Annotated in this window: 20 protein-coding genes and 1 tRNA gene; 13 read left to right on the top strand and 8 right to left on the bottom strand. The window is 67.3% G+C overall.

What is annotated here, in order from left to right; translation table 11 throughout:
- Positions 1 to 194 precede the first annotated feature (194 nt).
- Together Uis4E_RS02830 and Uis4E_RS02825 are read left to right on the top strand one after the other, a co-directional pair.
- Positions 195 to 1,694 (top strand): RNA-binding domain-containing protein, encoded by a 1,500-nt coding sequence (locus Uis4E_RS02830; RefSeq protein ID WP_243394289.1) that lies wholly within the window; start codon positions 195 to 197, stop codon positions 1,692 to 1,694.
- 186 nt (positions 1,695 to 1,880) lie between these two features.
- Positions 1,881 to 2,669 carry a YggS family pyridoxal phosphate-dependent enzyme gene (locus Uis4E_RS02825; protein WP_101621758.1) on the top strand — a complete coding sequence of 263 codons (789 nt, stop codon included), beginning with the start codon at positions 1,881 to 1,883 and terminating at the stop codon, positions 2,667 to 2,669.
- Positions 2,670 to 2,686: 17 nt separating this feature from the next.
- Here the strand turns inward: Uis4E_RS02825 and Uis4E_RS02820 are convergent, their stop codons facing one another.
- The gene (locus Uis4E_RS02820; RefSeq protein WP_034529046.1) at positions 2,687 to 3,238 is read right to left on the bottom strand and encodes a type 1 glutamine amidotransferase domain-containing protein; all 552 of its coding nucleotides are present in this window, start codon (positions 3,236 to 3,238) and stop codon (positions 2,687 to 2,689) included.
- A gap of 267 nt (positions 3,239 to 3,505) precedes the next feature.
- On the opposite strand from Uis4E_RS02820, the gene Uis4E_RS12060 reads away from it, so the two are divergent.
- From Uis4E_RS12060 to clpB, 3 genes are all read left to right on the top strand, one after another.
- Positions 3,506 to 4,180, top strand: coding sequence for a DUF4190 domain-containing protein (locus tag Uis4E_RS12060; RefSeq protein WP_207764534.1), 675 nt, complete (start codon positions 3,506 to 3,508; stop codon positions 4,178 to 4,180).
- Positions 4,177 to 4,998, top strand: a complete 822-nt coding sequence (locus tag Uis4E_RS02810) for a fumarylacetoacetate hydrolase family protein (protein WP_101621757.1) — start codon at positions 4,177 to 4,179, stop codon at positions 4,996 to 4,998. Before Uis4E_RS12060 ends, Uis4E_RS02810 begins: the two co-directional genes overlap by 4 nt.
- A 345-nt stretch (positions 4,999 to 5,343) precedes the next feature.
- Complete coding sequence (clpB, locus tag Uis4E_RS02805) at positions 5,344 to 8,028, top strand: ATP-dependent chaperone ClpB (protein WP_101621756.1); 2,685 nt, start codon at positions 5,344 to 5,346, stop codon at positions 8,026 to 8,028.
- A 252-nt stretch (positions 8,029 to 8,280) separates the two neighbouring features.
- On the opposite strand, the gene Uis4E_RS02800 is transcribed toward clpB, so the two are convergent.
- The 4 genes from Uis4E_RS02800 to upp form a co-directional block, all read right to left on the bottom strand.
- The gene (locus tag Uis4E_RS02800) at positions 8,281 to 9,396 is read right to left on the bottom strand and encodes a glycerophosphodiester phosphodiesterase family protein (protein WP_101621782.1); all 1,116 of its coding nucleotides are present in this window, start codon (positions 9,394 to 9,396) and stop codon (positions 8,281 to 8,283) included.
- A 42-nt stretch (positions 9,397 to 9,438) separates the two neighbouring features.
- Positions 9,439 to 10,560: a glutamate--tRNA ligase family protein gene (locus Uis4E_RS02795; RefSeq protein WP_101621755.1), complete on the bottom strand. Its 1,122-nt coding sequence runs from the start codon at positions 10,558 to 10,560 to the stop codon at positions 9,439 to 9,441.
- 79 nt (positions 10,561 to 10,639) lie between these two features.
- Positions 10,640 to 11,119 carry a 23S rRNA (pseudouridine(1915)-N(3))-methyltransferase RlmH gene (gene rlmH / locus Uis4E_RS02790; RefSeq protein WP_101621754.1) on the bottom strand — a complete coding sequence of 160 codons (480 nt, stop codon included), beginning with the start codon at positions 11,117 to 11,119 and terminating at the stop codon, positions 10,640 to 10,642.
- A gap of 10 nt (positions 11,120 to 11,129) precedes the next feature.
- Positions 11,130 to 11,771, bottom strand: coding sequence for a uracil phosphoribosyltransferase (gene upp / locus Uis4E_RS02785; protein ID WP_101621753.1), 642 nt, complete (start codon positions 11,769 to 11,771; stop codon positions 11,130 to 11,132).
- A gap of 143 nt (positions 11,772 to 11,914) precedes the next feature.
- On the opposite strand from upp, the gene Uis4E_RS02780 reads away from it, so the two are divergent.
- Positions 11,915 to 13,084 carry an MFS transporter gene (locus Uis4E_RS02780; RefSeq protein WP_101621752.1) on the top strand — a complete coding sequence of 390 codons (1,170 nt, stop codon included), beginning with the start codon at positions 11,915 to 11,917 and terminating at the stop codon, positions 13,082 to 13,084.
- A gap of 33 nt (positions 13,085 to 13,117) precedes the next feature.
- On the opposite strand, the gene Uis4E_RS02775 is transcribed toward Uis4E_RS02780, so the two are convergent.
- The gene (locus Uis4E_RS02775) at positions 13,118 to 13,993 is read right to left on the bottom strand and encodes a GmrSD restriction endonuclease domain-containing protein (RefSeq protein WP_423734907.1); all 876 of its coding nucleotides are present in this window, start codon (positions 13,991 to 13,993) and stop codon (positions 13,118 to 13,120) included.
- A gap of 938 nt (positions 13,994 to 14,931) precedes the next feature.
- Here Uis4E_RS02775 and Uis4E_RS02770 point away from each other — a divergent pair.
- The 6 genes from Uis4E_RS02770 (at position 14,932) to Uis4E_RS12140 (ending at position 22,330) form a co-directional block, all read left to right on the top strand.
- Positions 14,932 to 15,004, top strand: a tRNA-Arg gene (locus tag Uis4E_RS02770).
- A gap of 181 nt (positions 15,005 to 15,185) precedes the next feature.
- Positions 15,186 to 16,193, top strand: coding sequence for a glycerophosphodiester phosphodiesterase family protein (locus Uis4E_RS02765; protein ID WP_165784818.1), 1,008 nt, complete (start codon positions 15,186 to 15,188; stop codon positions 16,191 to 16,193).
- 120 nt (positions 16,194 to 16,313) lie between these two features.
- Positions 16,314 to 16,703 (top strand): Rid family detoxifying hydrolase, encoded by a 390-nt coding sequence (locus Uis4E_RS02760; RefSeq protein WP_034527123.1) that lies wholly within the window; start codon positions 16,314 to 16,316, stop codon positions 16,701 to 16,703.
- Between the two features lie 91 nt (positions 16,704 to 16,794).
- On the top strand, positions 16,795 to 18,201 hold the full coding sequence (locus tag Uis4E_RS02755) for an amino acid permease (protein ID WP_101621749.1): 1,407 nt from the start codon (positions 16,795 to 16,797) through the stop codon (positions 18,199 to 18,201).
- 368 nt (positions 18,202 to 18,569) lie between these two features.
- Positions 18,570 to 20,414 (top strand): arginine--tRNA ligase, encoded by a 1,845-nt coding sequence (argS, locus tag Uis4E_RS02750; RefSeq protein ID WP_101621748.1) that lies wholly within the window; start codon positions 18,570 to 18,572, stop codon positions 20,412 to 20,414.
- 152 nt (positions 20,415 to 20,566) lie between these two features.
- Positions 20,567 to 22,330: a diaminopimelate decarboxylase family protein gene (locus Uis4E_RS12140; protein WP_243394288.1), complete on the top strand. Its 1,764-nt coding sequence runs from the start codon at positions 20,567 to 20,569 to the stop codon at positions 22,328 to 22,330.
- 149 nt (positions 22,331 to 22,479) lie between these two features.
- Here the strand turns inward: Uis4E_RS12140 and Uis4E_RS02735 are convergent, their stop codons facing one another.
- Together Uis4E_RS02735 and nagE are read right to left on the bottom strand one after the other, a co-directional pair.
- On the bottom strand, positions 22,480 to 23,001 hold the full coding sequence (locus Uis4E_RS02735; protein ID WP_101621747.1) for a PTS sugar transporter subunit IIA: 522 nt from the start codon (positions 22,999 to 23,001) through the stop codon (positions 22,480 to 22,482).
- A gap of 170 nt (positions 23,002 to 23,171) precedes the next feature.
- Positions 23,172 to 24,698: an N-acetylglucosamine-specific PTS transporter subunit IIBC gene (nagE, locus tag Uis4E_RS02730; RefSeq protein ID WP_101621746.1), complete on the bottom strand. Its 1,527-nt coding sequence runs from the start codon at positions 24,696 to 24,698 to the stop codon at positions 23,172 to 23,174.
- Positions 24,699 to 25,054: 356 nt separating this feature from the next.
- On the opposite strand from nagE, the gene Uis4E_RS02725 reads away from it, so the two are divergent.
- Complete coding sequence (locus Uis4E_RS02725) at positions 25,055 to 26,371, top strand: homoserine dehydrogenase (protein ID WP_101621781.1); 1,317 nt, start codon at positions 25,055 to 25,057, stop codon at positions 26,369 to 26,371.
- The last annotated feature ends 23 nt before the right edge of the window (positions 26,372 to 26,394 follow it).

Genomic DNA, 26,394 nt, shown 5'->3' with positions numbered 1-26,394 from the left:
CGTCCGGCGACGCGCGTCCGGCGCCGTGCGTCCGCCCGTGACGCACGTCGTGCGCGCGGTGCATGTCGTATGCGAACTGCAGACGACATGCTTGTCTGTCCGAATAATTGTCCGTAAGCAGCCGCAATTGTCCGCAAATTGGCTGATACTGGCCTGTAATTAGGATTATTGTCCGCAAATTGGCTGATTCGAGGGTGGCTGTGTTCGACTTACGGGTGCTGGATGGGCTTCGGGAAGGTAATCGTCTGGAAGCCAAGGAAGCTGCCGGCGGCGTACCGAAAAGCGTATGGGAGACCTATTCGGCGTTCGCGAACACCAACGGCGGGGTGATTCTGATGGGCGTGAGCGAAGACCGACAGCATAATCTGACCGCCACGGGAGTGCGTGACCCGGAACGCATGGTGAAGGGCTTCTGGGACACGGTCAACAATCGCAACAAAATCAGTGCGAATGTGCTCGCCGACGAAGACGTGTCCATCGAACAGGTCGATGGCGTGCCGATCGTCGTCGTGCATGTGCCGCGTGCCAGTCGTGAATCCAAACCCGTGTATATCGACCGCAATCCCGTCGGCGGGACATACCGCCGCAACGGCGAGGGCGATTACAAGTGCTCGGAGGAGGAATACCGTGCCATGGTGCGTGATAACGGCACCGGCTCCGACACGCTCGACCATATGCCGTTGGACCGATTCGGAATCGAGGATCTCGATACGGAAACGATAGGTTCCTACCGCAATACCCTCAGCGCCGTCCGTCCGGGGCATCCGTGGCTGGCTCTGGACATGGACGAATTCCTGATGCGTTTGGGCGCGGTGGCCAAAGGTGATGATGGTCGGCCGCATCCGACCCGTGCCGGTCTGCTGATGTTCGGCCATGATTGGAAGATCACACAGGAGTTCCCCTACTACTTCCTCGACTACAGGGAGATGACGGATGGCGTGCGCCGCTGGGATCACCGTATCGTCAGTGGCGACGGCGAATGGAGCGGCAACCTGTATGACTTCTGGCTCAAGGTCTGGGCACGGCTGGCGCAGACCGTCCGTCGGCCGTTCGCCGTCGATGCCGATATGCGGCGCGTGGATGATACGCCGTTGCACCTGGCGTTGCGCGAGGCGCTGGCGAATGCGCTCATCCACGCCGACTACTACATACGTGGCAACACGGTGATCATCCGGAACCGGGAATCCATCTCCTTCTCGAATCCCGGAGGATTGCGTATCCCCGCCGATGTGGCCATGGCGGGAGGACTGTCCGATTCCCGCAACCCCACGTTGCTGAAGATGTTCGCGTTGATATCCGTCGTCGAGCGTGCCGGCAGTGGCTTCGACGCCATGCGTTGGGGATGCGATTGGGCACGTATCCCGCACCCGAAGCTGACCGAATCCTTCGACCCGGATCGGACGATGCTGGAGTTTCGGGTCGAGACTGCGGATTCGTGGGATGGCAGCTCGGCGCCGTCATCCTCTGTCGCGCCGACATCAGGCGAAAGCACCCTCCAGACGAAGCCGAAACGGGATGCCCGTGACGTCGTGGTCGACTACCTGCGCCGTGAGCGATCCATCGACAGGGCCACGGTGGAACGGCTGACGGGTGCCAGCGCCTCCAAGGCGAAATACGTGCTTAAGGGCCTCGTGGAGGACGGCATGATCGAGCAGCGGGGACGAGGCAGGGGAACGCGCTACGTGTTACGTTGACCGCCGGGGGCGTTCGCACACGTCGCCGCGCGCGTCCGGCGACGTGCGTCCGCCCGTGACGCACGTCGTGCGCGCGGGCGGCGCGACGCGTACAGTAGCGTTTACGGAAACGCGTTACGGCGCGTGACGCGTGGAACGAGCGCGTCACGCGCGACGGAAAAACGGATGATGACGAGGGGAGCGGGCATGACGGCGTACATGGACCACAAGGATCTGGCGAACGAGACGATCGACGAGACGCGCACGCGCGAGATCGCCGACGGCGTCAAGCGCGTGCTCGACGGCATCGCGGCGGCGGAACAGGCCGCCGGACGCGACGCCGGATCGGTGAGGCTGCTCGCCGCGACGAAGACGCGCGACGTGGGTGAGATCATGGCCGCGATCGACGCGGGCGTGCGCATGATCGGCGAGAACCGTCCGCAGGAGGTGCAGGCGAAGGCCGACGGATTGGCGCGACAGTGCGCCGCACGCGGCCTGGAACTCGGCCGCGACGTGCCGTTCCACCTGATCGGGCAGTTGCAGTCCAACAAGATCGGCAAGGTGCTGCCCGTCGTCAACACCATCGAATCGGTGGATTCGATCGAACTGGCGGAGAAGATCGCCCGCCGCGCGGTCATGCGGAACATGACCGTCGGCGTGCTGCTCGAAGTCAACGAGTCCGGCGAGGCGTCGAAGTCCGGGTGCGCGCCCAGCCACGCCATCGACCTTGCCAAGCGCATCGGCGCGATGGGAGGACTGGAGCTGCAGGGGCTGATGACGATCGGCGCGCACGTGGACGACGAGGCGACGATCCGCGCCGGATTCGCCCACCTGCGCCGCACCCGCGACCAGATCCTCGCCTCCGGCGCGCAGGGCACCGAAGGCTGCAGGGAACTGTCGATGGGCATGACGCAGGACATGGCGATCGCCATCGAGGAAGGCTCCACGATCGTGCGCGTCGGCACCGCCATCTTCGGGCCGAGGGCCTTCATCTGAGTCGGGAGGGGGCCGTTTCAGGCCTCCAGCGTCTCCTTGATGGCGCCGACGAAGTAGTCGAGGTCGGCGGGCTTGCGGGAGGAGATGAGCTTCCAGCCGTTGTTGTCGTCGACGTGCAGCTGCTCGTCGACGTAGTGGCCGCCCGCGTTCTCGATGTCGGCGGCGATGTAGCGGCACGGCGCGGCGGTCTTGCCTGCGACGAGGCCCGCGTTCACCAGCAGCCACGCGCCATGGCAGATCGTCGCGATCGGCTTGCCTTCGTGCGCGAACTCCTGGGCGAGCGTGATCGCGTCCTCGTTCACGCGGATGCGGTCCACGTTGCAGGTGCCGCCGGGCACGACCAGCAGGTCGTAGTCGGCGGCCTGCACGTCGGAGAGCGTCGTGTCCGGGGTGAGCGTCTCGCCTTCGTAACGGTCGTGCTGCACGGTCTCGCACGGCGCCAGTTCGGTCGCGGCGAGCGTCACCTGCGCGCCGGCGGCCTTCAGGTCGCGCAGCGGGCGGGTGAGCTCCGTCTCCTCGATGCCCCAGTTGTTGACGATGATGAGAACCTTCTTGTCCGCGATGGCCATGATGTTGTGGTCCCTTCCATTGGATGGCCGCCGGCGCGTTCGTTCCTCGGACATGCCGGAGGCCGATGTGGTTGCTTGCCGTATCCCATTATGCCGTGCCCCGGGCCGCGCGCGTCCGTCCGCCGCGCGGTAAGCTGAGGGAGATACGTCGAGCCATGTGCTCGGCCCTCACGGCGGGACTGACGGAGAGCGGGTGGGAAGAGAAGACCGTCGTCGGGAATCATGCAGGATGCTCGGCAAGTCGACGCAATCGGCGAGGAGGACGCAATGAGCGAACCATACAACGCGAATCCGTACGGGAGCGATCCGCGGGGAGACGGGAATCCCGACGCGACGATACTGGACGGGACCGTTCCCGACGGCGCGAATGGGAACGGCGGTAACGGCGCCCCTGCGCAGGTGCCGTACGCGCCGAGCGACGTCTACAACCCGTACACGCAGACCGGCGCGCCCGTACCGCCCGCGTACGGCGGCGCGCCGGGCGGCGCGTACGGCGGCGTTCCGGGCGTTCCCGCGGGGCCGTACCAGCCGTACTACCAGCCGGAACCGCGCTGGAACGCGATGGCCATCGCCGGATTCGTCGGCTCGCTGCTGTTCTCGATCGTCGGACTGGTCCTCAGCATCATCGGCCTCGTCCAGATCAGACGGACCGGCGAGAAGGGCAAGGGGCTCGCGATCGCCGGCATCATCATCGGCGCCCTGTTCACCGCGATGTGGATCGCGTTCATCGTCCTGTTCGCCGTGATCATCGCCAACGCGTCGTCATCGTCGAACGGCTACGACTACTCGTACGACGACGGCGACGACGGCTACGGGTATTACGACGACGGCGACGACGTGATGGACGCCGCCGACCGTCTCGCCGCCGCGCCGGACGACGCGACCGCGCGGCTCGACGCGATCGTCGCCGCCACGTATGCGGGACTAGACTGGGCAGCATGAGAATCGCACGTTTTTCATTGAATGACACGCCGCGATACGCCTTTGTGCAGAAGGACGAATCGGACGGCAAGGATTATCTCGTCGAACTCGACGGCCACCCGCTGCTCGGCGGCAAGGTCGCCCCGACCGGCAAGCGCTACGCGCTCGACGCGGACGGCGTCCGTCTGCTCTCGCCGGTCCTGCCGAGCAAGGTGTACGGACTCGCCAAGAACTACGAGGCGCACGCGCAGTACATGCACGAGGCCGGCCACTCCGAGATCTCGCACGCCCCGGAGGACATGGTCATCTTCACCAAGCCGTCCACCTCGGTGATCGGCCCGGACGATCCGATCGTCTACCCGGCCTGCTCGAAGGACATGAACTTCGAGCCTGAGCTCGCCGTCGTGATGGGCCGCGTCGCCAAGAACGTGCCGGTCGAGAAGGCCATGGACTACGTGCTCGGCTTCACCTGCGTCAACGACGTGACGCTGCGCGACCTGCAGGGCCTCGACCCGACGTGGACGCGCGCCAAGGGCTTCGACACGTCCTGCCCGCTGGGCCCGTGGATCGTCACGCGCGACGACGTGAACTGGAAGGACGCGAAGATCTCGTTCACGCTCAACGGCGAGGACGTGGCGATGGCGTCCGGCACGACCGCGAACCTCATCCACGGCATCCCCGAGCAGATCGCCGCGATCAGCTCGTTCTCGACGCTCCTGCCCGGCGACGTCATCATGACCGGCACGCCGAACGCGTCCGGCCACCTCGACCCCGGCGACGAGACCATCGTCCACGTCGAAGGCGTCGGATCCTTGCGCAACGTGATCGTGCGCGCCTGAGACGCGACGCGTCCCTATGCTCCCGCTGGCGGGAGCTGGCCCGTGTCCATACGGCACATCTCCCTATGCTCCCGCTGGCGGGAGCTGGCCCGCGAAGCGGGACTGAGGGTGGTCGTCGGCTTGCGTGCATGGCCACCCCCAGTCGGTCTCCGACCGACCGCCCCGCCGGCGGGGGCGAATATGAAATGAAACTTGAGTCGATGGCGCTCAAGTTTTGGGAATAGAATGTCCTCCAGGTCGGTTGGACATGTCAGAACATGACATGAACGTCCGGCGGCGGGCGGTCGCGGATCATCTGGTCCGGGCCGTATCGCCGCCGGGCCGCAAGACTTGGAGGACAGACTTATGGAACAGAAGTTCACGACCATGGCCCAGGAGACCATCGGCGACGCCATCCAGAGCGCTGCCGCCGCAGGCAACGCGCAGGTCGAGACCCTGCACGTGATGGACGCGCTGCTGCGTCAGGAGCAGGGCGTCGTGCGCGGGCTCATCCAGGCCGCGGGCGGCGACCCGCAGGCCATCGGCGCGGCCGTGAGGAACGCGCTCGTCGCGCTGCCGAGCGCGTCCGGCTCGACCACATCGCAGCCGCAGGCCAGCCGCCAGCTGACCGCCGCGCTCGCGCAGGCCGAGAAGGAGATGCAGCAGATGGGGGACGAGTACGTCTCCACCGAACACCTGCTCATCGGCATCGCCGCATCGGCCCCGAACCAGTCGGCCGAGATCCTGAAGAAGAACGGCGTCACGCCCGAAGCCCTGCGCAAGGCCGTGCCCGGCGTGCGCGGCGGCGCGAAGGTGACCAGCCCGGACGCGGAAGGCAGCTACAAGGCGCTGGAGAAGTACTCCACCGACCTGACCGCCGCCGCGAAGGAAGGCAAGCTCGACCCGGTGATCGGCCGCGATCAGGAGATCCGCCGCGTCATCCAGATTCTTTCCCGTCGTACGAAGAACAACCCGGTGCTGATCGGCGAGCCCGGCGTCGGCAAGACCGCCGTCGTCGAGGGCCTCGCGCAGCGCATCGTCGCCGGCGACGTGCCGACCACGCTGCAGGGCAAGAAGCTCATCTCGCTTGATTTGGGCTCCATGGTGGCCGGATCGAAGTACCGTGGCGAGTTCGAGGAGCGCCTGAAGAGCGTCCTCAACGAGATCAAGAACGCGGACGGCCAGATCATCACGTTCATCGACGAGATCCACACGATCGTCGGCGCCGGCGCGGCCGAAGGCTCGATGGACGCCGGCAACATGCTCAAGCCGATGCTCGCCCGCGGCGAGCTGCGCCTCATCGGCGCGACCACGCTTGACGAGTACCGCGAGAACATCGAGAAGGACCCGGCGCTGGAGCGTCGTTTCCAGCAGGTGTTCGTCGGCGAGCCGAGCGTGGAGGACACGATCGCGATCCTGCGCGGCCTCAAGCAGCGTTACGAGGCGCACCACAAGGTGACGATCGGCGACGACGCGCTCGTGGCCGCCGCGACCCTGTCCAACCGGTACATCTCCGGCCGTCAGCTGCCCGACAAGGCCATCGACCTGGTCGACGAGGCGGCCGCGCACCTCAGGATGGAACTCGACTCCTCCCCGGAGGAGATCGACGAGCTCCAGCGCAAGGTGACCCGCTACGAGATGGAGGAGATGCAGCTCAAGAAGGCCGAGGACCCGGCCTCCAAGGAGCGTCTCGAGAAGCTGCAGGCCGAAATGGCCGACGCGCGCGAGAAGCTCGCGGGGCTCAAGGCCCGTTGGGACGCGGAGAAGGCCGGCCACAACAAGGTCGGCGACCTGCGCGCCAAGCTCGACGCGCTGCGCGTCCAGGCGGACAAGTTCACCCGTGAGGGCAACCTCGCGGAGGCGAGCCGCATCCTGTACGGCGAGATCCCGGCCATCCAGAAGGAGCTCGCCGCCGCCGAGAAGGCGGACGCCGAGTCGAAGGAAGGCGGCGAGAACGCGAACAAGCCGGAGCCGATGGTCCCCGACCATGTGGACGCCGACTCCGTCGCCGAGATCGTCTCCGACTGGACCGGCATCCCCGTCGGCCGCCTCATGCAGGGCGAGAACGAGAAGCTGCTCCACATGGAGAACTACCTCGGCAAGCGCGTGATCGGCCAGAAGGAAGCCATCCAGGCCGTGTCCGACGCGGTGCGCCGCTCGCGTGCCGGCATCTCGGACCCGAACCGTCCGACCGGCTCGTTCCTGTTCCTCGGCCCCACCGGCGTCGGCAAGACCGAGCTCGCGAAGGCGCTCGCGGACTTCCTGTTCGACGACGAGAAGGCCATGGTGCGCATCGACATGTCCGAGTACATGGAGAAGGCGAGCGTGAGCCGTCTGATCGGCGCCGCGCCGGGCTACGTCGGCTACGAGCAGGGCGGCCAGCTCACCGAGGCCGTGCGTCGTCGCCCGTACTCCGTCGTGCTGTTCGACGAGGTCGAGAAGGCGAATCCGGAGATCTTCGACGTGCTGCTGCAGGTGCTCGACGACGGCCGTCTGACCGACGGCCAGGGCAGGACCGTGGACTTCAAGAACACGATCCTCATCATGACCTCCAACCTCGGCTCCCAGTTCCTCGTCAACGAGGATATGGACGCCGACGCGAAGAAGAAGGCCGTGATGGACGCGGTGCACATGAACTTCAAGCCGGAGTTCCTGAACCGTCTGGACGACATCGTGATGTTCCATCCGCTCACCCGCGAGGAGCTCGGCGGCATCGTCGACATCCAGGTGAAGAGCGTGGCAGCGCGCCTCACCGACCGTCGCATCAAGCTCGATGTGACGCAGGCCGCCCGCGAGTGGCTCGCCAACATGGGCTACGATCCGGCGTACGGCGCCCGTCCGCTGCGCCGCCTCGTGCAGACCGAGGTCGGCGACCAGTTGGCCCGCATGCTGCTCGCCGGCAAGGTGCACGACGGTGACACGGTGCTCGTCGACCAGACCGGCGGCGAACACCTGGAGCTCACCGCCATGCCCGAGGACCCGCTCGCGGGTTCCGGTAACGCGCCCGACGACCCCGACGTCAACGTCGAGGACGTCAAGACCGACGAGTGATCGCACGGTCGGGCGCATGCTCCCGCCGGCGAGTGACATATGCTCGCCGACGGCGAGGACGAGTGATGCATGCTCCCGCTGGCGGGAGCTGGCCCGCGTAGCGGGACTGAGGGTGGTCGCCGGCCGGCTTGTGCCGTGACCGCCCCCAGTCGATCTTCGACCGACAGCCCCCGACGGCGGGGGCTATTTTCGTGGTGCCGATTGGCGACAGCCCCTCGTCAGAGGGGGGCTGAGCCGGAACGCTGATGCCGCTCAGTGCTCCGGCGGAACGAACGCCTCGAAGATGTGGTGGTCGAAATACCGGTCGCACTGCGCGAGCTCGTCGCTGGAACGCACCGTCCACGAGACGGCGATCGCGCCCATCGAACGGGCGAGACGCACCTGCGGCAGCGAGCCGCCCGTCCAGTCGTAGGCGACGAAATCGGGGCGGGACAGCCAGTCGAAGGCGAGCAGGCCCGCGGCGAACTCGGCCGGGCCGTTCTTCGTGAGCGACGCGGGCCAGCTCAACTGGCCGCGGCACACTTCCGGATGATGCTCCTTGTACCAGTTCACCGCGCCCGGGTTGAACGATTCGATGACGTACGGCCCCGCATACGCCTCCAGCAGCGCGTGGCCCTTCTCCATCAGCTCGATCTCGCGCTCGCCCCACGCGGCGTTGTCGTCGAACTTGTATTCCACGATGAGCGGCGCACGCCCCGCCACCACCTTGAGCACGTCGGCGAACAGCGGCACATGCTGGTAGTAGCCTTCCGGCGCGGTGGCCGGCGTGACGACCAGTGGCGGATTCTCCTCCGCGCCCGGCAGCGGATGCGCCTTGAGATCGCCCGGCTTCGAGCCGCGGGAGGCGGGGAACAGGGGGATGCGCGTCAGCTCGTCGTAGGTGAGATCCTCGATGCGGCGCGGGTCGCCCGCCACGCGCAGGAGGTCCGCGTCATGCATGACGACCACCTGCCCGTCGAGCGTGAGCTGCAGGTCGAGTTCGATGCCGTAGCCGGCCTCGCAGGCCGCGGCGAACGCGGCGAGCGAGTTCTCCGGCGCGATCGGACCGGTCTCGTCCGCCGTGCCGTACCCGGCTTTCAGGGCCATGCGTCGGGCGAGCGCCACATAATCGGCGTTCTCGGCGATCGAGGCGTCGGTCGTGTCCGCCTTCGCGCTGACCGGATTGTCGCCGCCGTAGTCGGGGATGTCCGTGACGTTCACAAGACCCGAACCCGCGTCGTGCAGGCCGCGGTGCGCATACCAGACGTCGGGGATGACGGGCACGTAGTTGCGGCGTTTGTCGTTGAACGAGCGCGGCGCCAAGGCCCACGCGGCGGCTCCCGCGGCCGCGACGCCGCCGATCAGAACGTTTCTCAAGGCTTTCGACATGGCGATCCTCCCATACGTGATGACGTCCATATGCGTCCCAGACTACACCGCGTCGGCGAGCCAGCGGGGCAGGAGCGGATCGGCGGGATTGAGGCGACGATCCGCGTGTTCCGCGCGCAGCGGCTTCCAGCCGTCCGCGCGGAACACGTCGAGCAGGTCGTGCGCGGCGATCGGTTCCGGCGTGGCGGCGAGCCGCAGCAGCCACGCGCATACGCCCGTCACCTGCGCCGCCGTCACGCCGCGCGACCGCAGCGTGCCCATGTCCAGCGAACGTTCGCGCTTGGCGAGACGGCGGCCCGCCGCGTTGTCGACGAGCGGGATGTGCGCGTAGGTGGGATGCGCGGCGCCGTCGTCCCAGCCGGCGGCGATGAGACGCTCGCGGATGTACGTCTGCAGGGCGGTGGAGCGCAGCAGGTCGCGGCCGCGCACGATCGAGTCGACGCCCATCGCGAGATCGTCGACCGTGACGACGAACTGGTATCCGAACAGGCCGTCCGACCGTCGGATTACCGAATCGCCGATGTCGCGCGCGAGGTCGAACGATTGCGGTCCGAACACCGCATCGTCGAACGCGACCGCGGTGCCGTCCGCCGTGGCTGAGCCGGGGGCGCCGTGCGCGGGCATCGCGATGCGCAGCGAATGGCGGTCGCCGCGCGCGAGCCGTTCGCGCACCACGTCGGGATGGTCGCGCATGAGGCGACGGCAGGTGCCGGGGTAGATCTGGAATCCGTCGCCTTCCTGTGGGGCGGACGCGGCGCGGATGTCCGCACGCGAGCAGAAGCACGGGTAGACGAGCGGGATGCAGGCGGTGGGGGAGTCCGGCGCGACGTCGTCCGATCGGAAGTCCGTGGGCGTTTCACGTGAAACCGTTTCGATGGGGGAATCGTCGGCGTATTGTCCGTCGAGCGCGTGCAACGCCCGCTCGTACAGGTCGATGCGTTGCGACTGGTAGACGGGATCGCCGTCCCAGTCGAGGCCGAGCCAGTCGAGATCGTCCATGATCCACCGGTCGGCGTCCGGCAAGACGCGTGGGGTGTCGATGTCCTCGATGCGCAGCAGCATGCGCTGGCCGCGCGCCCGCGAATCGAGCCACGCGGCCAGCATCGCCGTCATATTGCCGATATGCATGCGCCCCGAAGGCGTAGGTGCGAACCGTCCCGTCATGCGACCCAAGCCTACACGGAGTGCGGGCGGGCCGGGTTATATATACCCCCTCAGTCGTGCGGACTGAGGGGGTAAATCCCTACTTGTGGTATGGCTCTCCCGCGTTGATCTTGTAGGCGCGGTAGATCTGCTCTAGAAGGATGACGCGCATCAGCTGATGCGGGAACGTCATCTTCGAGAAGCTCAGCTTGAAATCGGCCCGGCGAAGGATCGCGTCGTCCAGGCCGATCGAACCGCCGATGACCAGCTGGATGTGGCTCGTGCCGCGCAGTCCCAGATCATCGATCTTCGCGGCGAGCTCCTCGCTGGACAATTGCTTGCCGTCGATCGCCAAAGCGATGACGAACGCGTTGGCGCGCAAGTGCTTGGCGATGCGCTCGCCCTCCTTCGCCTTGATCTGGCGTTCCACGCCCGCCGAGGCGTGTTCGGGCGTCTTCTCGTCGGCGACCTCGATGATGTTCAGCCTGCAGTAGCGCGACAGCCGTTTCGAGTATTCGTCGATGGCGTCGCGCAGGTAGCGTTCCTTCACGCGCCCCGGCGCGATGATGTCGATTTGCATGACGGTTCCGTCAGTCGATCACCCCGTAGAGGCGGTCGCCGGCATCGCCCAGACCCGGCACGATGTAGCACTTGTCGTTGAGCCTCTCGTCGACGGCGCACACCACGACCTTGAAGTCGATGGACGGGTCGATGTGCTCCTCGACGTACTTGATGCCCTCCGGCGCGGCGATGATGTTGATCGCGGTGACGTCCTTCGCGCCGCGCTCGGCCAGATAGTGCGTGGCGGCGACGAGCGTGCCGCCGGTGGCGAGCATCGGGTCGATGAGGAAGCACTGGCGGCCGGTCAGGTCGTCGGGCAGACGGTTCGCGTACGTGATCTGCTGGGTGGGGTGCTCCTCGTCGCGCTTCATGCCGAGGAAGCCGACTTCGGCGGTGGGCAGCAGACGGGTCATGCCGTCGAGCATGCCGAGTCCGGCGCGCAGCACGGGCACGATGATCGGACGCGGCTCGGCGAGCTTCTTGCCGGTCATCGGCGCGACCGGGGTCTCGATCGGCGTGGCCACGACGGACAGGTCGCGCGTGGCCTCGTACGCTTCGAGCATGACGAGTTCGGAGACGAGCTCGCGGAAGGTGGAGGACGGGGTGTTCTTGTCGCGGAGCACGGTCAGCTTGTGCTCGACGAGCGGATGATTCAAAACATGCAGTTCCATGCCTCCCAAGCCTACCCGCTTCGCGCGTCCGCGGCGGTACGCGTGGCGGTCCGGTCGTGGCGGAGCGTGTGATAGCCTGACTGCGATTTCAGCAGCGCATCCGACGGGGATCGTCCGCCTGATGCCACGATGAGGGGAACCTGATGAAGAAGAGTCTGCTGGCCGTCGCCGCCGGGGCGTTCGTGCTCGGCGCCGCCGAATTCGTGATGATGGGCATCCTGCCGCAGGCCGCTGCGGCCACGCACGTGTCCATCCCGACCGCCGGTCATTTCATCTCCGCGTACGCGATCGGCGTGTGCGTGGGCGTCACCATGCTCGTATTCGGGCGCAAGGCGAGTCCGAAGCATCTCGTCATCCTGTTCATGGCGCTGGCGCTCGCCGGCAACGCGTTGAGCGCCGTCGCGCCCACCGCCGGCGTGCTCGTCGCCGCGCGGTTCATCGCCGGGCTCCCGCATGGCGCGTTCTTCGGCACCGGCACCGTGATCGCGAAGACGCTCGCCGACAAAGGCAAGGAAGGCAAGGCGGTCGCCGTGATGGTGACCGGACAGACCATCGCCAACATGTTCGGCGTGCCCGCCGGAACGCTCCTCGCCGAATACCTGAACTGGCGTCTCGCGTTCACGATCCTGGCGATCGGCGCCGCCCTCACCATCGCGCTCACGCTCGCGTGGATGCCGCTCGTCCCCGCCGTTCCGGACGCTGGTCTCGCCGGACAGTTCCGTTTCCTTGCCAAACCCGGACCGTGGCTGGTGCTCGGTGCCGTGTTCATCGGCAACACCGGCGTCTTCTGCTGGTGGAGCTACGTGAGCCCGTGGCTGCAGAAGACCGGCGGCTACGATTCGCGGTTCGTGCCGCTGCTGATGATGCTCGCCGGATTCGGCATGGTGGTCGGCGGCCTTGCCGGCGGTCATCTCGCCGACCGGTGGCTGCACGCCGCGACCGCCGCCGTCGGCCAGTCGATCTCCGCGGCCGGACTGCTGCTCGTGTTCCTGCTGCCCGGCAATCTCGTGACCTGCGCGATTCTGACGTTCTGGATCGCGTTCGGACTGTTCTTCATCAACGGGCCGCAGCAGCTGCTCATGGCCGACGCGGGCAAGGGCGGCGGCGAGCTCATCGGCGGCGCCGCCGTGCAGATCGGGTTCAACGGCGGCAACGCGGTCGGCTCGCTCGTCGGCGGCATGGCACTCAACGCCTCCGGCATGAACTACCACATGACGGGCTTGGCTGGCATGCCGTTCACCGTGGTCGCCGTGCTGCTGCTCGCGACGTTCGCGCTGCGGTTCGAACGGAGGCGTGAACCGGCGGGCATGTGACCTGCCGGTACACGCCTCCGCGCGATGGCCGTCCTATTCGCAGGCCACGCCGTCGCGGTCGCGGTCGAGCTTGGTGGAATAGCCGGGCTGGCCCTGGTAGAGCGGGGCCTTGCCGGCGGCGCGCACGGCCGCGCAGTTCGGGTAGTAGACGTTCGCATCTTGCTGTTGTTGCTGTTGTTGTTGCTGCGCTTCCGCCTGACGCTGCGCCTCCTCGGCCGCGGCCTTGGCTGCGGCCTCCTCCTCCGCCTTGCGCTGCGCCTCCGCGGCGTCGGCGGTCGCCTGCGCCTCGTCGTTCAACGGCACGGTCTGCGTCGGACAGGTGGCGAGCACCTTCGTCATCGCCTTGCGCTCCGCCTTCGTGACCCACAGCGAGTACTTCGCCTTCACGCCGATCTGACGCGCCACGTACTCGCAGCGGAACGACTTGTTCTTCGGCAGCCAAGTGGCCGCGTCGCCGTCGCTCTTCTGCTGGTTCGACGGGCCGTCGACCGCGAGCAGGTTGTACGGGTCGTTGGCGAGATTCTTCCGCTGCGAGGCGGACAGCTTCTGTGCGCCCTTCTGCCACGCGTCGGACAGGGCGACCACATGGTCGATCTGCACGGCGCTGCTCGTCTTGTTGCCGCGCTTGAAGCTGATCGTCTTGCCCGTATACGGATCGGCGAGAGTGCCCGTCATGACGATGCAGTCGTGCGTGCCCGCCTTGAACGTCACGTCGGTCATGTCGCGCTTGAGGATGTCGTTGCGCGTATCGCAGCCGTTGTGGTCGACGTCCGCCCATGCCGCGCCGAACTGCGTGCGCGCGTATCCGGTCTTCGGCGCGCGGCCTTTGGTCTTGAGCGTCGCCAGCACCTCGGTCGCGGCCTTGCCTTCGAAATCGGTGGACGTGGCGGACGCCGGTGCGACCAGCATCGTCGCCGCCATCGCGACCGTCGCCGCCGCGGCGAGCGACGTCGCGAACGCGCGTGACGTCGCGACGTTTCGTGCGCCTGTTCCATGACGATGGATTCCGAACATGATGATTCCTTCCTTTCTCTCGGATCGCATCGACGCAGGTCACGTGTGCGGGATGATCTGCCGCTTTGCATGGTGCCGTCACGCTGTGCCGCCGATGTGGATGGCTTCCTGCCATCTTCGATTCATTGCATGAGCCATTATGCCCGGTTCGTGCGGATCCGTGAAACGCCAGGTCCGAGAAGTCGAGACTGGTCGTTCGCGGGTCTGTTTCGCGGTTAAGTGCCGAAAAGTGTCGTGGAGCGCATTTTTGGGTGGATAACAATGTCGTCTGCGACATTTTTCGGCACTTAAGCCGTATCCGAGGTCTCCGCGCTGTCTGTTGCGGGATTCGCGTGCCACGCAATGGTTACCGGAACGTTGTGTGGCACGGCGTCGTGCCACACAACGCCGGTATCGGTCTGATTCGGGCTCGTGTGGCGCGATTTCGCGGTGAATACGTGCCACGCAAGCCCGCAAAGCGCGGAATCCTCCCAAGTGTGGCGCGGCCCTGAGCCACACTATCCGCCGGGACCCGTTTCTCGGGCTTGCGTGGCACATTTTCGCACCGTCAGCACGCCACTTCGCGCTTTCACCTGCCGATTCCGGCGAAGTGTGGCGCGCTCGTGCGCCACACTTCACCGTCGTACCCCTTGTGTGGCACGAAGACCCCGATCCTGATGGTGACAGTATCCTGTGATTCTCTCCGTCGCCGGCGGATCCGAGACTGACGGGAGACGACTGTTGCGCTGGTAGTTTGGTGATGGTGGTGTCGCGCGTGGTGCCGGCGTGGTGTACAGTAGGGGAGTTGCATCTCGCGGCGCGTGCCTTCGGGTGGGTCGCGGATGTGTGATTCTGGGTTCGTAGCTCAGTGGATAGAGCGTCTGTCTCCGGAACAGAAGGTCGAGGGTTCGAACCCCTTCGAGCCCACTCGGAATCGAGGCCCCGCATCGCAGGATGCGGGGCCTTCGTCGTCTGAGGCCGATCGTCATGGCGCTATGCGTAACCCTGAATTTTCCCTGAGATAACCATGAGGAAGCCATGAAATCGCGTTCGGCTTTTACTCATGGCGCGCATAATGAATCCTGCTCGAACAGGCAGGAGGTGCGGTATGGAACAGTGGGACACGGAAAGTCGGGGCGGCCGTCGTTGGATCGCGCACCTCATCATCCTGGCCATTACGCTCGCGCTGGTCGTCGGCGGTGCGGCCGTCGCGAACCTGCGTCGCCGTGAACGTGACGGGTTGGACGCCGCCGGCACGCCGGCCGTGAGCGACTCGCGCGACATGTGGACGGTGCGGCCGCTCGCCATCGCCCATCGAGGCGACGATTCCGCGCCCGAGAACTCGCTGCACGCGATCGCCAACGCGGGCGCGCGCGGCGCCGACTACGCGGAGATCGACATCCGCCTCGACGCGGACGGCACGCCCGTCGTCTTCCACGACCGGCGCACCGGCCGTCTGTCCGCCGACGGGCGCGACGTGCCGGTCGCGTCCACGCCGACGCGCGTGCTGCAACGCATGCCGATGCGTCAGAACGGCGAGACCTTCCACATCCCCACGCTCGCGCAGGCGATCCTCGCCGCGCGGCGCACGAACGACCATCTCGGCCTGCTGCTGCATCTCAAGACCGACGACCGTCACGCGCCGCGCGTCACCGAAGCGGTTTCGCGGCAGATCGAACGCCATGACTTCGCGTCCCGCGTGATGATCATGTCCACGGACGATGCCGCCATCCGACTCGTCCACCGCGCGCACCCGCGCTGGCTCGTCGGCAAATGCGTGAGCCCGGCCGGCCACGCGCGCATCACGTGGCCGCGCGGCGCGAGCTTCGTCGTCATGCGCGGCGACCGGTTCGACCCGCGTGTGGCCCGTCGCGCCGAACGTGACCACATGCCCGTCTACGCGGGCGTGAGCGGCGACTACCGCGAGGCGAACCGGTGCCTCAAGCTCGGGGCGAGCGGTGTGCTCGGCGACAGCGCACGGCGGCTCGACCATGTGGTCGACCGTCACGCGGTGCGCGTCGACGGGCGCGACATGGGCGACGGGCCGCGGACCGGCGCGCGAGGCGGCGCACGCGGCTCCGGCGACGCGGTGCCGTGGGCGCGGCCGCTCGCGTGACCGTATGACGGGCATCGCGCACGGTGGCGACACATGCGCTCACTACACTGCTGGGTAATCACACGCCCGTGCGGCATCGGCTGCGGCACCGGGCGAACGGGCAACCGAGAGGAGCACATGATGAGCGAAAAGATGGAAGCGGTCGCGACCTCCGAGGCGCCGGCGGCGCTGGGCGCGTACAGCCAGGCGGTCAAGGCCAACGGCTTTGTGTTCGTGTCCGGCCAGCTGGGCATCGACCCGGCCACCGGCGAACTGGCCGGCGAGACCGCGGGCGAGCAGGCCGCGCAGGCGCTGAAGAACATCAAGCACATCCTCGACACGGCCGGCACCGGCATCGAGCACGTCGTGCGCGCCACCATCTACCTGAAGAACGTGGAGGACTTCAAGGAGGTGGACGCCCGCTACGCCGAGGTGTTCATCGGCTCCGTGAAGCCGGCGCGCGTCGCGTTCGGCGGCAACGACATCCCGAAGGGCGCGCTCGTCGAGATCGACGCGATCGCCGTGCTGTGACCGCGGCCGGCCGGGGCCGACGTTGCGGGCGTTGGTATCATACGGTAGTCGCCGCATGACGACTGACACGGATGATACAAGGAGTCCCAGCATGGCCCACGCCGGCAATTCCGACGACACACAGGACAACGGTCTCGAACGCAAGATGGAGTCGCGCCACCTGACGATGATCTCGCTCGGCGGCGTGATCGGCACCGGCCTGTTCGTCTCGTCCGGCTACACGATTCATCAGGCCGGTCCGCTCGGCGCGATCCTCGCGTACGCGGTCGGATCCGTGCTCGTCTACTGCGTGATGGTCTCGCTCGGCGAACTGTCCGTCGCGATGCCGTACGCGGGCAGCTTCCACATGTACGCGAAACGCTTCATCGGTCCCGGCACCGCGTTCGTGATCGCCGTGCTGTACTGGCTCAACTGGGCGGTGGCGCTCGCCAGCGAGTTCACGGCGGCGGGCCTGCTCATGCAACGCTGGTTCCCGGACTCTCCGGCATGGGTGTGGTCGGCGGTGTTCATCGCCGTCGTGTTCGCCCTCAATATCCTTTCCGTACGTCTCTATGGCGAGGCTGAGTTCTGGTTCGCGTCGATCAAGGTGTTCGCGATCGTCGTGTTCATCGTGATCGGCCTGCTCGCGATCTTCGGCGCGATTCCGATTGCCGGCTACACGCACGCGCCGCTGTTCGGCAACTTCACGGCCGACGGCTGGTTCCCGAACGGCTTCGCTCCCGTGTTCTCCACGCTGCTGACCGTCGTGTTCGCGTTCTCCGGCACCGAGGTGGTGGGCGTCGCCGCCGGCGAGACGAAGGATCCGGGCAAGGCGATCCCGAAGGCCGTGCACACGACCGTGCTGCGCCTCGCGATCTTCTTCATTGGCTCGATCCTCGTGATGGCCGCGCTGATCCCGTGGCACAAGGCGGGCGTGGAGACCAGCCCGTTCGTGCTCGTGTTCCAGTCGATCGGCATGCCGTTCGCCGGCGACGTGATGAACTTCGTGGTGCTCACGGCCGTGCTGTCGGCCGCGAACTCCGGCCTGTACGTGTGCTCGCGCATGGTGTGGTCGCTCGCGAAGGAGCGGCTCATCCCGGCGCGGTTCGCGAAGACGAACTTCCGCGGCGTGCCCGTGTGGGCGGTGCTGTTCAGCATGGCGGGGTCGCTGCTCGCGCTGCTGTCGTCAGTGGTCGCCGCGTCCACCGTGTATCTCGTGCTGGTCGCGGTCTCGGGTCTTGCGACGTTGGTCGTGTGGTTCTCGGTGTGCGTGTGCCACATCCGGTTCCGGCGCGAATGGCGCCGCGACGGCCACACGGTGGAGGAGCTCGGCTACCGTGCGCCGGGATTCCCGGTATTGCCGTGGATGGCGATCGTCATGTGCATCGGCGCGCTGGTGCTCGTCGTGCTCGACGAGACGCAGCGTTCGACGCTGTTCTATATGATCCCGTTCGTCGCGCTGTGCTATGGAGGCTACCATCTGCTGGAACGTCGGCGCGGCGGCGCCACTGGTCGGTGACGGTGCGGTGCCGTGACGGTGCGGCGCCGTGACGGTGCGGCGCCGTGACGGTGCGGCGCCGTGACGGTGCGGCGCAAGGATTCCCGGGAATAATCCGTATCGTCCGGGATTCCTTGCGCTGAGACGTGGTCAGTGCAAGGATTCCCGGGAATGTGGGTCGGCTTCCGGGATTTCTTGCGCTGGGAGACGGTCAGTGCGAGAAATCCGGGATGACGGGGGTGTTTTCCGGGATTTCTTGCGCCGGTCGGCTCGGGCGGGGCGACGGTTGAGCGATGACGCGGTTGGCGACGATGAGAAATGGCGGTGATGAGAAATGGGGACGATGACGACTGGCGGGGAACGTCGGCGCGGTCGGTATTCTTGGAAGAATGAATCCTGAAGCGTTGAGCGAACTCATTTCGCGTATTGCCCACGAGCTTGTCGCCGCCGGAAAGGCCGGACAGCTCACCGAAGACCTCATCCCGCCGGTCGCCAAATTCGCCGTCATGCGCCCGAAGGACCGCGCGCACGGCGACTGGGCGTCGAACGCCGCGATGCAGCTCGCCAAGAAGGCCGGCATGAAGCCGCGCGACCTGGCCGACCTGTTCGCCGCCGAACTCACCGCCGCCGACGGCGTCGCCAAGGTGGAGGTCGCCGGCCCCGGCTTCATCAACATCACCCTCGACTCCGCGTCCGCCGCGGCCGTCGTCGACGCGGTGCTCGCCGCGCCGTGCACCGACGCCGGCGTCTCCGCGTTCGGCCGCAACGGCCACCTCGGCGGCGAGACCCTGAACCTCGAGTTCGTCTCCGCCAACCCGACCGGCCCGATCCACATCGGCGGCACCCGCTGGGCCGCCACCGGCGATTCGATGGCCCGCGTGCTCGAAGCCAACGGCGCGAAGGTCGTGCGCGAATACTACTTCAACGACCACGGCGAGCAGATCAACCGCTTCGCCAAGTCCCTCGTCGCCGCCTGGGCGCACGACAACGACCTCGGTGCGCAGGGCTACCAGACCGAGACCCCGTTCGACGGCTACAAGGGCGCGTACATCGACGAGATCGCCCGCCGCGTCGAGGCCGAGGCCAAGGCCGACGGCGTCGACCTGACCACCCTGCAGCACGAGGACCAGGGCCTCAACGCGGACGGCGAGCCGATCGGCGAATCCGACTCCGAGCTGCGCGAGGAGTTCCGCAAGCGCGCCGTGCCGATGATGTTCGACGAGATCCGCAAGTCGATGAAGGACTTCCATGTCGACTTCGACGTGTGGTTCCACGAGAACAGCCTCTATCAGGACGGCGAGGTGGAGCGCGCCATCGCCGAGCTGCGCGGCCGCGGCGACATCTACGAGAAGGACGGCGCCACCTGGTTCGCGTCCACCAAGCACGGCGACGACAAGGACCGCGTCATCATCAAGTCCAACGGCGAGTTCGCGTACTTCGCCGCCGACATCGCCTACTACTGGAACAAGCGCCACCGCGCGCAGGACCCGGCCGACGTCGCGATCTACATGCTCGGCGCCGACCACCACGGCTACATCGGCCGCATGATGGCCATGTGCGAGGCGTTCGGCGACAAGCCGGGCGAGAACATGCAGATCCTCATCGGCCAGCTCGTCAACGTGCTCAAGGACGGCAAGGCCGTGCGCATGTCCAAGCGCGCCGGCAACGTCGTCACCATCGACGACCTCGTCGACGCGATCGGCGTGGACGCGTCCCGCTACTCGCTCGCACGCACCGACTACAACTCCCCGGTCGACATCGACCTCAACCTGCTCGCCTCCCACTCGAACGACAACCCGGTGTACTACGTGCAGTACGCGCACGCGCGCTCCTGCAACGTGGACCGCAACGCGGCCGACGCCGGCGTGACCGTCGAGGGCGCCGACCTCGGCCTGCTCGACACCGAGGCCGACGGCGAGGTGCTCGCCGCGCTCGCCCAGTGGCCGGCCGTCGTCAAGGAGGCCGGCGACAAGCGCGCCCCGCACCGCGTCGCCCGCTACCTCGAGGACCTCGCCGCCACGTACCACAAGTGGTACAACGTGGAGCGCGTCGTGCCGATGGACCTGACCGGGCTCGAGGAGCGCGGCACCGAGGCCGAACGCGAGGCGCTGCGCATCGCCAAGGCCCCCGAACCGGCCCGCGCCGCCGCCCGCCTCAAGCTCAACGACGCCGTCCAGGCGGTCATCGCCTCCGGCCTCGACCTCCTCGGCGTCTCCGCCCCGGACAAGATGTAAGGAATCGGCGAAGCCGATACGCATTTCGGCCCCCGCTGGCGGGGGCTGTCCGCCCTTGGGTGGACTGGGGGTGGTCCGATGGCCTGTCCGTCGACCACCCTCCGGCATTTCATGCCACCTCCCGCCAGCGGGAGGAGAAAGAAGGACCCGATATGGCCATCACACCGATCTGGCCGGCGGCCTCGGCCGTCGACCCCGAAACCGGCGCGCTCACCTTCCACGGGCGCACCGCCGCATCCCTGCTCGACGAGTTCGGCTCGCCGCTCTACCTCATCGACACCGACGAGGTGCGCGACCGCGCACGCCACTTCGTCAAGGCCGCCGCCGACGCGTTCCACACGTCCACCACGCACGTGAGCTTCGCCGGCAAGGCGTTCCTGTCCAAGGAGATCGTGCGCATCGTCACCGAAGCGGGCATGCTCGTCGACACCTGCTCGATGGGCGAGATGCGGATCGCGCTCGCCGCCGGCGCGCCCGGCCGCCGCCTCGTGCTCCACGGCAACAACAAGACGGACGAGGAGATCGCGCTCGCCATCGAAGAAGGCTTCGCGAAGATCGTCGTCGACTCGCCCGACGAGCCGGCGCGCATCGCCGCCATCGCCGCCAAGCTCGGCAAACGCGCCAAGGTGATGCTGCGCGTCACCGCCGGCATCCACGCGGGCGGCCACGAGTACATCTCCACCGCGCACGAGGACCAGAAGTTCGGCGTGCCGCTGCTGCCCGCCGGCGCGGACGCGGGTGTGCTTGGCGTGCTCGACACGCTCGCCGCCGAACCGACCGCGGCGACGCCCGCCGCGACCAACGCGCGGCTTGTGCAGCGCGACGACCACCCTCAGTCCGCTTCGCGGACAGCTCCCGCCGGCGGGAGCGGGGAAGGTGACGGTCCGCGTGCGGAGCTCGCCAGTGGGAGCGGGGAAGGTGCCGGTCCGCGGGCGGAGCTCGTTAGCGGGAGCGGGGAAGGTGCCGGTCCGCGGGCGGAGTCCGTTAGCGGGAGCGGGGACGACGGCGCGCGTGGCGGCCGCGAGCTGCAGTACGACGTGAAATACCCGTATGACCTGAGCCACGAGCAGGTCTCCGAGACGGACAAGGCGCTCGCCTCCGCGATGAGCACCGTGGCCGACGGCCCGGCGCTCGCCGTGCTCAAGGACATCCTCCGCCATCAGGACACGCTCGAACTGGTCGGCATCCACTCGCACATCGGCTCGAACATCCACGATGCGGACGCGTTCATCCAGGCCGCCAAGCGCATGATGCTCCTGCGGAAGACGTTCTACGCGACCGACGCGTACACGCTGACCGAAGTCGATCTGGGCGGCGGCTACTCCGTCGCGTACACGGACGGCGAGGATTCGATGGACGTGCGCCGCGAGCTCACGCGCCTCGCCGAGGCGGTCACGGGCATCAACCGCGCGCTCGGCATGCCCGCGCCGGCGATCAGCTTCGAGCCGGGCCGTTGGATCGTCGCGCCCGCCGGCGTGACCCTCTACCGGGTCGGCACCATCAAGCCCGTGCACCTGAGCGACGCGAAGGACAAGGCGGGCGAGCCGATCACGGAACGCGTGTACGTGTCCGTCGACGGCGGCATGAGCGACAACATCCGCCCCGCCCTGTACGGCGCCGACTACACGGCCCGTCTCGCTAACCGCCGCGGCTCCGACGAGACGATGCTCGCGCGCGTCGTCGGCATGCACTGCGAGTCCGGCGACATCGTCGTGCACGAGGTGCGGCTCCCCGCCGACCTCAAGCGCGGCGACATCCTCGCCGTGCCGGTCACCGGCGCGTACGGCCGCACGATGGCGTCGAACTACAACCAGGCGCTGATCCCGGCGGTCGTGGGCGTGGGGGAGAGCGGCGCACACGTGATGCTGCGCCGCCAGACCATCGACGACCTGCTCGCCCTCGACGTGAGCGAGTGACGGTCCGGATATGACGAGGCCCCCGCAGGAGGGCCGTCAGCGAAGCTGACCGGGGGTGGTCGCGGGCTTTGTGCCTGGACCACCCCCAGTCCGTCCGAGGACGGACAGCCCCCGCCGGCGGGGGCGGGAACCTGCGGGTTTGCGCAGACCTACTTCGTGGTCATCGTGCCGAGCTTCTGGCCGGCGGCAACGGTGCGCGCGGACGTGTCGACGTCGAGCGAGGCGATCGCGGCGGGATTCGTGAACACGACGATCACGTCGGTCGGTTTGCCGGCCGCCTTCACCGCCTTCAGATCCACGCGTTCGATCGGCTTGCCCGCGGTGACGGTCTGGCCGGCGGCGACGAGCACGTCGAACGGCTCGCCCTTGAGCTGCACCGTGTCCACGCCGATGTGGACGAGCACCTCCACGCCGCCGTCGGTGGTGATGCCGACCGCGTGCTTCGCGTCGGCGACGGTCGTCACCGTGCCGGACACGGGGGCGACCACGGTGCCGGACGTCGGCGTCACGCCGAAGCCGTCGCCGAGGATCTTCGCGGCGAACGTCTCGTCCGGCACCTCCTCGACCGGCATGATCGCGCCGTCGACCGGCGCGACGACCGCGATCGGCGCGGGTGCCGCGGGAGCCTCCTCGGCTTCGGGCTTATGGAACAGGTTCGAGAACAATCCCATGGGAATCCTCCTTGATGCTGGGATCCGGTTGCGTGCGACAAGCACCACCGTACACCACGAAGGCCGCCCTCCCGGGGAAGGAACGGCCTTCGTGGCGCATGGATGCGCACAGGGTATGCGGGGAATGAAGGGTCGTGAGGGTGCGGGCGTGCGCCCTCACGGGAGCGACGTCACGACCTGCGGTGGATCTCCTCCATCGCGTCGGCCACGGCCTGCACCTGCGTGCCGACCACCACCTGGATGTTCTTCGCGTCCATCACCTTGACGCCGGGCACGAGCTTGCGGATCGCGTCCACATCCACCTTGGAGGTGTCCTGCACGCCCATGCGCAGACGGGTCACGCAGTTCTCGATGTCAACCACGTTCGCCTTGCCGCCGAGCAGCTCGTAGAGCTTCGCGGCGAGCGTCGACTCCTTGTCGGAGGAGGCAGCGGCGGCCGGGGCGGCGTCCTCGAGCGCGGAGGAGGAGATGGACTCGTCGTCATCGCCGCGGCCCGGGGTCTTCAGGTTGAACTTCCTGATCATGAAGTCGAACACGAAGTAGTAGATGACCGCGAACACGAGACCCTGCACGAGCAGCATCACCGGCATGTGGGCGCGCGGCACGTTGAGCGACAGGAACCAGTCGATGAAGCCCGCGGAGAAGTTGAATCCGGCGATCCACTGGAACGAGGCGGCGATGAACACCGACAGGGCGGTGAGCAGCGCGTGCACCACGTACAGCGGGAACGCGGCGAACATGAAGGAGAACTCGAGCGGCTCGGTCACGCCGGTGAGGAAGGCGGCCAGACCGCCCGCCAGCATCAGCGAGCCGACGGCCTTCTTGTTCTGCGGCTTCGCGTTCTTGTAGATCGCGAACGCGCCGGCGGGCAGGCCGAACATCATAATCGGGAAGAAGCCGGCCTGGTACATGCCGGTCACGTACTCGCCCCACGGGTGGAAGCCGCCGGTCGCGACCACGGCCGCGGTCTTGCCGTCGAGGCCGCCCATGCCGCTCCAGAACTTCGTGATGTCGTCGATGCCGGCCAGGTTGAACCAGAACACGTTGTTGAGCGCGTGGTGCAGGCCGGTCGGGATGAGCAGACGGTTGAAGAACGCGTAGATGCCGGCGCCGACCGCGCCCATGCCCATGATCGCCTCGCCGAAGGAGACCAGGCCGTTGTAGATGAGCGGCCACACGAACAGCAGCAGCAGCGACACGACGCTCATCAGCGCGGCGGTCAGGATCGGCACGCAGCGGCGGCCGGAGAAGAACGCGAGGAAGTCGGGCAGCTTCGTCTTATGGAACTTGTTGTACAGCGCGCCGGCCACGCAGCCGACCATGATGCCGAAGAACACGTTCTTGTTGCCGATGGCGCCCGGGGCGAACGCGGCCGGCGGGTTCTCGGCGTCGAAGCCGAGGAACGCGGACGCAGAGCTCATGATCGTCGTGACCGTCATGAAGCCGACGAGGCCGGACAGCGCGGACGCGCCGTCGCGCTCGCGGGCCATGCCGACGGCGACGCCGACCGCGAACAGCAGGCCGAGGTTGTCGAGGATCGCGGAGCCGGTCTTGCACAGGTAGGCGGCGACGACGTTGTTGCCGCCCCATCCGCTCGGGTCGATCCAGTAGCCGATGCCGAGGAAGAGCGCCGCGGCGGGCAGGCAGGCGACCGGCAGCATCAACGCTCGGCCTAGTCGCTGGATATAGGCTTTCATTACTTCTTACCTCCCTCATTGCGAGGATTCCGGCGGTGGGGTGGGTTCCCGTCTGCGTCGTCTTCGCCGCAGCGCTCGGGCCTTCGTTGGCCGTCGCGTTCCTGCTTCTCGGGCAGCACCGCTTCATCCGTTATGGTACGTCACGTCGGACATGCGGCGCAAGCAATTCGTTAACTTTGTATGCATTGAAAGGCGGATGCGGCGGCATCCGTTGCGCCCGTAAGCGCTACTCGCGTGTGGGGTCCGATTTCCGGCAATCGTTTGCACGATCTCGGTAAAGAATCTTTCCCGCCGGCGTGTCGAAAAGGTTCCGTAGGATGGTGGCAAAGATCGCCGTACAGCAGAAGGGAATTTCCGTGGCTGACCAGAACGCAACCCCCATCCGCGTCGGACTGTTGGGCGCCGGCACCGTGGGCTCGCAGACCGCACGTCTCATCGTCGAGCAGAAGGACGAGCTCGCCGCCCGCATCGGCCGTCCCATCGAGCTGACCGGCGTCGCCTGCCTCGATCCGAAGGAGACCGAGCGGTTCCCGTGGATCGACCAGTCGATCGTCACCACCGACACGATGAGCGTCGCCACGAACTCCGACATCGTCATCGAGCTGATCGGCGGCACCACCGTGGCGCGCACGTTCGTGCTCGCCGCCATCGAATCCGGCGCGTCCGTCGTCACCGCGAACAAGGCGCTGCTCGCCAAGTACGGCCCGGAGATCTACGCGGCCGCCGAGGCCAAGGGCGTCGACATCTACTTCGAGGCGGCCGTGGGCGGCGCGATCCCGTTCCTGCGACCCTTACGCGAATCCCTCGTCGGCGACAAGGTGACGAGCATGCTCGGCATCGTCAACGGCACCACCAACTACATCCTCGACGAGATGACCGTCAAGGGCCTTCAGTTCGACGACGTCCTCAGGGACGCGCAGGCCAAGGGCTACGCCGAGGCCGACCCGACCGGCGACATCGAAGGCTACGACGCCGCCAACAAGGCCGCCATCATGGCGACGCTCGGCTTCCACACCTCCGTCACCATCGACGACGTCTCCGTCGAGGGCATCACCAACATCACCGCCGACGACATCGCCGCCGCGACCGCCGAGCACAAGGTCATCAAGCTGCTCGCCGTCGTCGAGAACGGCGAGGCCGGCGTCTCCGCGCGCGTCTACCCGGCGCTCATCGACGAGACCCACCCGCTCGCCAGCGTGCACGGCTCCTTCAACGCGATCTTCGTCAAGGCCGAGGCCGCCGACGACCTCATGTTCTACGGCCGCGGCGCCGGCGGCGCGCCGACCGCCTCCGCCGTCGTCGGCGACGTCGTGACCGTCGCCCGCCACATCGCCGCCGGCTGCACCGGCCCGTCCATCCCGCTGTACAAGGATCTGAAGAAGGCGCCGATCAACGCGTCGAAGGCCGCGTTCGCCGTGCGCTTCCTCATCCACGACAAGCCGGGCGTGCTCGCCGCCATCGCCACCGAGTTCGCGCGCAACGGCGTCTCGATCAACGGCGTCAACCAGGACCTCAAGCCCTCGCTCAAGGCCCCGGGCTATGACGGCGAGGTCCAGCAGCTGCGCCTCGTCACGCACGCGACCGACGAGATCACGCTGCGCGAGACCGTCAAGGCCGTCCAGGCGCTCGACTTCGTCACCGGCCAGCCGTCCATCCTGCGCGTCCTCGACTGATCCCCAGAGGAAACCAGGAAACC

Origin of the sequence: Bifidobacterium parmae (assembly GCF_002860365.1) — a bacterium.
In the GTDB taxonomy this organism is placed as follows: Bacteria; Actinomycetota; Actinomycetes; order Actinomycetales; family Bifidobacteriaceae; genus Bifidobacterium; species Bifidobacterium parmae.
The sequence above is the reverse complement of the archived record's forward strand: the minus strand, read 5'-3'. Positions and strand labels throughout refer to the sequence as shown.

Bases quoted from the DNA above. Each gene is read 5' to 3' on its own strand.
- Uis4E_RS02780 (WP_101621752.1), top strand. From the start codon at position 11,915: ATGAAGAAGAGTCTGCTGGCCGTCGCCGCCGGGGCGTTCGTGCTCGGC.
- argS (WP_101621748.1), top strand. From the start codon at position 18,570: ATGAATCCTGAAGCGTTGAGCGAACTCATTTCGCGTATTGCCCACGAG.
- Uis4E_RS02810 (WP_101621757.1), top strand. From the start codon at position 4,177: ATGAGAATCGCACGTTTTTCATTGAATGACACGCCGCGATACGCCTTT.
- Uis4E_RS02735 (WP_101621747.1), bottom strand. From the start codon at position 23,001: ATGGGATTGTTCTCGAACCTGTTCCATAAGCCCGAAGCCGAGGAGGCT.
- upp (WP_101621753.1), bottom strand. From the start codon at position 11,771: ATGGAACTGCATGTTTTGAATCATCCGCTCGTCGAGCACAAGCTGACC.
- Uis4E_RS12140 (WP_243394288.1), top strand. From the start codon at position 20,567: ATGGCCATCACACCGATCTGGCCGGCGGCCTCGGCCGTCGACCCCGAA.
- Uis4E_RS02825 (WP_101621758.1), top strand. From the start codon at position 1,881: ATGACGGCGTACATGGACCACAAGGATCTGGCGAACGAGACGATCGAC.
- rlmH (WP_101621754.1), bottom strand. From the start codon at position 11,119: ATGCAAATCGACATCATCGCGCCGGGGCGCGTGAAGGAACGCTACCTG.
- Uis4E_RS02775 (WP_423734907.1), bottom strand. From the start codon at position 13,993: ATGCTGGTCGCACCGGCGTCCGCCACGTCCACCGATTTCGAAGGCAAG.
- Uis4E_RS02800 (WP_101621782.1), bottom strand. From the start codon at position 9,396: ATGTCGAAAGCCTTGAGAAACGTTCTGATCGGCGGCGTCGCGGCCGCG.
- Uis4E_RS02755 (WP_101621749.1), top strand. From the start codon at position 16,795: ATGGCCCACGCCGGCAATTCCGACGACACACAGGACAACGGTCTCGAA.
- Uis4E_RS02765 (WP_165784818.1), top strand. From the start codon at position 15,186: ATGGAACAGTGGGACACGGAAAGTCGGGGCGGCCGTCGTTGGATCGCG.
- nagE (WP_101621746.1), bottom strand. From the start codon at position 24,698: ATGAAAGCCTATATCCAGCGACTAGGCCGAGCGTTGATGCTGCCGGTC.
- Uis4E_RS12060 (WP_207764534.1), top strand. From the start codon at position 3,506: ATGAGCGAACCATACAACGCGAATCCGTACGGGAGCGATCCGCGGGGA.
- Uis4E_RS02820 (WP_034529046.1), bottom strand. From the start codon at position 3,238: ATGGCCATCGCGGACAAGAAGGTTCTCATCATCGTCAACAACTGGGGC.
- Uis4E_RS02795 (WP_101621755.1), bottom strand. From the start codon at position 10,560: ATGACGGGACGGTTCGCACCTACGCCTTCGGGGCGCATGCATATCGGC.
- Uis4E_RS02760 (WP_034527123.1), top strand. From the start codon at position 16,314: ATGAGCGAAAAGATGGAAGCGGTCGCGACCTCCGAGGCGCCGGCGGCG.
- clpB (WP_101621756.1), top strand. From the start codon at position 5,344: ATGGAACAGAAGTTCACGACCATGGCCCAGGAGACCATCGGCGACGCC.